This window comes from Deinococcus pimensis DSM 21231 (assembly GCF_000519345.1).
In the GTDB taxonomy this organism is placed as follows: Bacteria; Deinococcota; Deinococci; order Deinococcales; family Deinococcaceae; genus Deinococcus_A; species Deinococcus_A pimensis.
On sequence record NZ_KI912640.1, the window covers coordinates 41651 to 48259 of the forward strand.

Sequence of the window (6609 nt, forward strand, 5' to 3'; positions counted from 1 at the left end):
AGCGTCCTCGTGGACGCCGCGAGGGAGGCGGGTCTGCGCGGCGTGCCGGAGGCCTTCGCGGACCGCGCGTACCGCGCCGACGGTTCGCTCGTGCCGCGCGCGCTTCCGCACGCGGTGCACGGGCCGGAATGGGCCGAAGGTCAGGCGGTGGACATCGCGACGCGCGGCGAGACCACGGACGAGGACGGGGCGCGTGCTGCGTGTCCGCGCGGAGACGCTGTCCCTGCACGGCGCGGGGGAGCACGCCCCCGAGCTCGCCCGGGACCTGCGTGACGCCCTCGCCCGCGCGGGCGTGACGGTGCGGGCGCCCTGAAACGGTGACGCGGCGCTCCCCGTGAGAGGGCGCCGCGTCACGGAAGGGCGCAGGCTAGCGCACGCCCGCCGCGCGCTGCGTCACGCCCGCCAGGAACGTCTTCGACCACTGCAGCAGCGCCACCTGCAGCGACAGCAGCAGGAAGTACACCACCAGCGACACGCGGTCCAGGCCCGTCTCCTGCGGCAGGCCCACGAGGGGCACGGCCAGCACCATCAGGATCACGAGGACCAGCAGCGCCTGGAAGAACGTGAACCAGCGCGCCAGCGTGCCCGCCACGTCCGCGAGCCGCGGCTCGCCCAGCGGGCGGCCCGCCACGGCGTCGGTCACGCCGCGCGTCCAGCGGCGCACCCACCCCAGCACCGCCCAGTTGATCGCGATGGACGGCACCACGAAGAACACCAGCGTGAGGACGCTGCCGAGCTGCACGGCGGCGCGCAGCGTTTCCGGCGGGAGGTTCTGCCCGCCGCTCTGACGGCGCAGCTGATCCTGGAACTCGGCGGTGTCGAGCCCGATGCCGATGGCGTACCACGTGAGCGGCACGATCACGAACGCCGCGAGGATCGGCAGCAGCTGACCCGCCAGCAGCCAGCCGCGCAGGGTGCGCGCGTCCCGGTCCGTGCGCTCGGCGTTCGGAGCGCCGTCCCCGGTGGCCCAGTGACGCACGTCCGTCATCCAGCGTTTCATCACCTGGATCGCGAGGACCCACAGGACGGACAGCAGCACCTGAAGCCCGCCGATCGAGAGGTCCACGGTGCGGGACACCTGCACGCCCGCCTGACTGCGGCCCAGCAGGGCGAGGACGACGTACGCGACGGCCGACACGACCGAGAGGACCTGCAGCACGGTCAGCCACGAGACGATCTGACGGCCGGACGTCGCGACGGGCGACTGCGATGGAGAATTCATGCGTCCTTCATCGTGCCATACTTCCGGGCCCGCGTCCGTACCCGCGCGTCTCCACGCTTCCATAATGTTGCCCATGCGACTTCGCCGACTCGGACGTACCGGCCTGAAGGTCTCCTCGATCGCCCTCGGCACCATGCAGTTCGGCTGGACCGCCGACGAGGCCGCCAGCCGCGCCGTCCTCGACGCGTACGTCGAGGCGGGCGGCAACTTCATCGACACCGCCGACATCTACTCCAACTGGGCCGAGGGCAACCCCGGCGGCGTCAGCGAGGAGATCATCGGGCGCTGGCTGGAGGGCCGCCGCCGCGAGGACCTCGTGATCGCCACGAAGGTGCGCGGCGACATGGGCGGCCCGCTGCGGCAGGGCCTCTCGAAGCGCTGGATCCTGCAGGCCTGCGAGGAGAGCCTCGAGCGGCTCGGCGTGGACTACGTGGACCTCTACCAGGTGCACTGGCCCGACCTGGAGACGCCCGTCGAGGAGACCCTGGAGGCCCTCACGGACCTCGTCCGCGCGGGCATGGTGCGCTACATCGGCGCGAGCAACTTCCCCGCGTGGCGCCTCACGGAGGCCCTCTGGAAGGCCGACAAGCACAGCTTCGCGCGCTTCGACAGCCTCCAGCCGGAATTCAGCATCGCCGCGCCCGTCCGCGCGAACTTCGAGCGTGAGCTCGCGATCCTCTGCGAGACGCACGGCGTCGGCGTGATTCCCTACAGCCCCCTCGCGGGCGGCTTCCTCACCGGCAAGTACCGCCGCGGGCAGGACCTGCCGGACAGCGTGCGCGCGGGCGGCATCGCGAAGCGCTTCTTCAGCGAGCAGAACTTCGACGTGGTGGAGAAGCTCGTGGAGATCGCGGACGCGCGCGGCGCGAAGCCCGCGCAGGTGGCGCTCGCGTGGCTCCTCGCCAAACCGTACGTCACGGCGCCCATCGTGGGCGCGAACAGCGTGGAGCAGCTGCGCGAGCTGATGCCCGCCGCCGACCTCGACCTCACCCCGGAGGAGGTCGCCGCGCTCGACACGGCCAGCGACTGGCCGCGCGCCCGCACGGACGTGTAGGAGCGGTCAGCCGTCAGCGGTCAGCCGTCAGTGTTCGGTCACTGACGGCTGACCGCTGATCGTGGCCTCAGGGCTTGGCGACGTTCGACAGCGTGAACGGCAGTTCGGGCGTTCCGTTCTGCTTGTCGAACTGCGAGTTCACGACGAGCAGCCGGTTGCCGGTGCTCGCGACCGTGGTGGGGTAGCGGAAGGTGGGGTCCGTGAAGCCCTGGCCGACCGTGCCGATCGTGAAGTCCGAGTCCAGGTTGACGGGCACGATCACGCCGTCGGCGTTGCGCACGACGTACAGGCGCTGCCCGTCGAGCAGGATGCCGTCGCCGTTCTTGAGGGTCGCGCCGCCGAGGGCGACCTCCTCGACGGCCTTGGTCGCCACGGTGATGCGGTAGAGCTTCCCGGTGTTGGACTGCACCGTCAGGAGGTACTTCCCGTCGGGCGTCGCGGCGATGCCGTTGAGGTTGAAGCCGGTCGTGTAGGTGATGGCCGTGCCGGTGAGGTCCAGCCACGCCGTGAGCTCGCCCGCGCCGTTCGCGGCGGTGCGGTCCACCTTGAAGATGACGGGCTGGTTCGAGTCGGTGAAGTACGCCCCCTCGGCGGTGAGGGCCACGTCGTTGATGAAGCGGGTGCCCGACGCGGGCGCGGGCGTCCCGTAGGAGCGCACGAGCGTCGGGGTGGAGGTCGTGGTGTCGTACACGGTGATCTTCCCGCTCGCGCCGCCCGCGACGTACAGGCGACCCGCCGTGTCCACCTTGAGGCCCACGGCGGTCCCGCCCGTGCTGCCCGGCACGGCGACCGTGGCCGCCGCGTCCCCCGGTTTGCCCTGGAAGATCGTGCCGTCCGTGGTGCTCGTGACGTAGAAGGTGTCGGTGGCGGCGCGGTACGTCACGCCCTCCGGGAAGACCGCGTTGCCCGGCAGCGTGATCGTGGTGCTCGGCGCGGGCGTCACGGCGGTCATGCCGCAGGCGGTGAGGGCGGCGAGGGCGGTCAGGGCCATCAGGGCGGTTCTCGGGGTGCGCATGCCCCAGTTGTATGGAGGGGTCATGAGGGCAGGGACCTTGGTCCGCGCGCGGACGTTCAGCGATTCCCGACAAGGCGACCCGGAGCACACAACGAGAAGGGGAGGGACCACCCGGCCCCTCCCTCCGAACATCCGCTGTTCAGCGGCGCGTGCGCCCGTCCATCGTGAGCAGGGGTCCGTACAGCTCCGGACGGCGGTCGCGGAAGAAGCCCATCCCCGCGCGGAACTTGCGGGCGGCGTCGAGGTCGAGGTCGTATGTGAGCACGCCCTCCTCGGTCTCGCCGAACTCGCGGACCTTCTCGCCCGTGTAGTCCGAGATGAACGAGTGACCGTAGAACGTGGCCTGCGTGGCCTTCCCGCCGCCGTGCTCCACCGTCTCCGTGCCGACGCGGTTCGCCGCCGCGAGGTACACGACGTTGCTCACCGCGTGCCCCACCATCGCGCGCTGCCACATGTGGTGGCTGTTGGGGGACTCCACCTCCTCGGGCTCGCTGCCGATCGCGGTGGGGTAGAGCAGGATCTCCGCGCCCATCAGGCTCATCGCGCGCGCCGTCTCCGGGTACCACTGGTCCCAGCAGATGCCCACCCCGATGCGTCCGAAGCGGGTGTCCCACACCTTGAAGCCCGTGTCGCCCGGGTTGAAGTAGTACTTCTCCTCGTAGCCGGGCCCGTCCGGGATGTGGCTCTTGCGGTACACGCCCATGACCGCGCCGTCCGCGTCGATCATCGCGAGGCTGTTGTAGTGCGCGTGCCCGGCCTTCTCGAAGAAGCTGACGGGCAGCACCACCCCGAGCTCCCGCGCGAGCGCCGCGAAGCGCCCCAGGAACGGGTGGCCGTCCACCTCGTGCGCCAGCTCGAAGAACTCCTCGCGTTCCGCCTGGCAGAAGTACAGGTTCTCGAAGAGCTCGGGCAGCAGCACCACGTTCGCGCCCTCACGGGCCGCGTCCCGCACGAGCCGCTCGGCCTTCGCGACGTTCTCCTCCAGCACGTCCGTCATGCTCATCTGCACGACCGCGAGCCGTACGTTCCGAGTCTTAGTCAAGGTCATCACCCTTCCAGATGGTCCCGGTCGGCTGCTGCTGCGTGACGCAGTGGAAGCTTCCGCCGCCCCGGATGAGCTCGCGCGACATCAGGCCGATCACCTCGCGGCCCGGGAAGAGGGGCCGCAGCACCTCCAGCGCCCGATCGTCGTTCGGGTCGCCGTACACCGGTACCGCCACGAAGCCGTTCCCGACGTAGAAGTTCGCGTAGGTGGGCGGCAGCCGACCCTCGGGGCCCTCCAGCCGGTTCGCGGGCAGCGGAAGCTCCACCACGTCGAAGGGGCGGCCCGAGAGGTCCGTGAAGGTGCGCAGGCGCTCCAGGTTGTCCCGCATCGTCGCGTGGTTCGCGTCACCCGGATTCGGCTCCACCGCCGTCACGATGGTCCGCTCGTCCACGAAACGCGTGATGGTGTCGATGTGCCCGTCCGTGTGGTCGCCCTCCAGACCCGCGTCGAGCCACAGCAGCTTCTCGATGCCGAGGTAGTCGCGCAGCAGCGCCTCGATGCCCGCCTCGTCGAGGCCGGGGTTGCGGGTGTCGGTCAATAGGCACTGCCGCGTCGTGAGGGCCACGCCCGCGCCGTTGAGCTCCAGGCTGCCGCCCTCCATCACGACGTTCAGGTCCCAGTGGGCCGCGCCGAGGTACGCCGCGACCGCCTCCGGCGCGAGCGTGTCCTTCTTCCACTCGAACTTCCCGCCCCACGAGTTGAACTCCCAGTTCACCAGCGAGACGTCGCCCCTCTCCAACGGCTCGCCCGCAGGAGAGCGGGTCGCGCCTCGCTCCAACGGCTCGCCCGCCTGAGGGCGGGTCGCGCCTCGCTCCAACGGCTCGCCCGCCTTCCGGCGGGTCGCGCCTCGCTTGACGAACAGCGGCCCGTTGTCCCGGAACCACACGTCGTCGAGCGGCACGCGGTGGTACGTGACGTCCACGCCCGCGAGCCGCGAGCGGGCGTCCGTCTCGGATTCCTCGTCGCGGACGAGCAGGTGCACCGGCTCGAAGCGCGAGACGGTCCGCACGAGCTCCGCGAACTCGGCGCGCACGCCCTCCAGGTGACCGAACCACAGGTCGTCGTCGGCGGGCCAGCTCGTCCACGTCGCCGCGTGCGGCGCCCACTCGGGCGGCATGGAGAACCCCAGATCACGGGGCTTCGGAGAGTCGGTCAGGTGCTTCACAAGTCAATTACTCTATCAGAGCTCCGCGCCGCAAAGGTGCGTCCGAAACGATGTCGGGCGCCCGTCAGACGGGCTGCGCGCGCCTCACGACGACGCCGCGCAACGTCGCGCGGTCCTCGAAGCCGAGACGGCGGTACAGCGACCGCGCCGCGTGGTTGTCGGGGTTCACGTGCAGGAAGGGCGTCTCGGAGCGTGCGAGCACCGCCCGCGCCACGCCCGTCACGAGGGCCGCCGCGAGTCCCCGCCCGCGCGCGTCCGGGTGGACGCACACGCCGCTCACCTCCGAGAAGCCCCGGGGACGCGCCCGCTCGCCCGCCATCGCGAGGAGGCGTCCGTCCTCGCCGCGCACCCCGAGGAAGCCGCCGAGCTCCACCGTCCGCGCCCGGAACGGGCCGGGCCGGGCGAGCCGCACGAGCTCCAGCATGTCCGCCGTGTCGTCCGGCCCGAGCGCGGCGGCCTCCACGTCCGGGGCGGGGGAGAGGCCGCGCAGCACCATCTGCGTCACGTCGAAGGTGTTCACCACGTCCAGCACGGGCGGCACCTCGGGCGCGGAGGGGAAGAACAGCGCGGCGGCCCCGTCCTCGCCCAGCAGGGTCGCCAGATCGGCCCAGGCCTCCGTGCTCACGTCCGCGAGCGCGGCGAAGGGCGCCGCGTCCGGGTCGTAGCACGCGGCGCGGCCCTCGCGCCGCGCCCAGGACGACTGCGGGCCCGTCAGGGCCTCCCAGAACGGACGGTCGAGCACTTCGGCGGTCATGCCCGCCACTGTACCGCCCCGCTCAGTCGGGCCGCAGCAGGGAATAAGGGTTCACGGCCCGCCACGACGGCAGGTACACGCCGTAGTGCAGGTGCGGCGGCGTGCCGCGCGCGTTGCCGCTCACGCCGACGTACCCCAGCACGCGGCCCGCCTCCACCCACTCGCCCGCGCGGACGTCCGCGAAGCGCGACAGGTGCGCGTAGTAGTGGTGGTAGCCGCCCGGTCCCGTCACGGTCACGACGTTCCCGCCGAGGCGGTCCGTGCCGACCTTCGTGACCACGCCCGGCGTGCTCGACCGCACGGGCGTCCCGAGGGGCGCGAAGATGTCGATGCCCTCGTGACGGCGGCCCTCGG

7 protein-coding genes and 1 pseudogene are annotated in these 6609 nt (G+C 71.5%); 2 read left to right on the forward strand and 6 right to left on the reverse strand.

What is annotated here, in order from left to right; all coding sequences use genetic code 11:
• Positions 1-42 precede the first annotated feature (42 nt).
• Positions 43-141: pseudogene (locus tag DEIPI_RS42230) on the forward strand (LamB/YcsF family protein); the annotation flags it as partial.
• A gap of 226 nt (positions 142-367) precedes the next feature.
• Here the strand turns inward: DEIPI_RS42230 and DEIPI_RS0110915 are convergent.
• On the reverse strand, positions 368-1222 hold the full coding sequence (locus DEIPI_RS0110915) for a hypothetical protein (protein WP_027481799.1): 855 nt from the start codon (positions 1220-1222) through the stop codon (positions 368-370).
• 73 nt (positions 1223-1295) lie between these two features.
• Between DEIPI_RS0110915 and DEIPI_RS0110920 the strand changes: the two genes are divergently transcribed.
• Positions 1296-2276, forward strand: a complete 981-nt coding sequence (locus DEIPI_RS0110920) for an aldo/keto reductase (RefSeq protein WP_027481800.1) — start codon at positions 1296-1298, stop codon at positions 2274-2276.
• A gap of 67 nt (positions 2277-2343) precedes the next feature.
• Here the strand turns inward: DEIPI_RS0110920 and DEIPI_RS30295 are convergent, their stop codons facing one another.
• From DEIPI_RS30295 to DEIPI_RS30300, 5 genes are all read right to left on the reverse strand, one after another.
• Positions 2344-3291, reverse strand: coding sequence for an SMP-30/gluconolactonase/LRE family protein (locus DEIPI_RS30295; RefSeq protein WP_045234111.1), 948 nt, complete (start codon positions 3289-3291; stop codon positions 2344-2346).
• 139 nt (positions 3292-3430) lie between these two features.
• A complete protein-coding gene (gene aguB, locus DEIPI_RS0110930; RefSeq protein WP_157463603.1) occupies positions 3431-4339 on the reverse strand; it encodes an N-carbamoylputrescine amidase in 909 nt (302 codons plus the stop codon).
• On the reverse strand, positions 4326-5453 hold the full coding sequence (locus DEIPI_RS0110935; RefSeq protein ID WP_052351707.1) for an agmatine deiminase family protein: 1128 nt from the start codon (positions 5451-5453) through the stop codon (positions 4326-4328). Before DEIPI_RS0110935 ends, aguB begins: the two co-directional genes overlap by 14 nt.
• A 112-nt stretch (positions 5454-5565) precedes the next feature.
• Entirely contained in the window at positions 5566-6255 is a 690-nt protein-coding gene (locus DEIPI_RS0110940; protein ID WP_027481803.1) for a GNAT family N-acetyltransferase, read from the reverse strand.
• Positions 6256-6277: 22 nt separating this feature from the next.
• The coding region (locus DEIPI_RS30300) for a M23 family metallopeptidase (RefSeq protein ID WP_045234112.1) at positions 6278-6609 on the reverse strand (332 nt) is incomplete at its 5' end.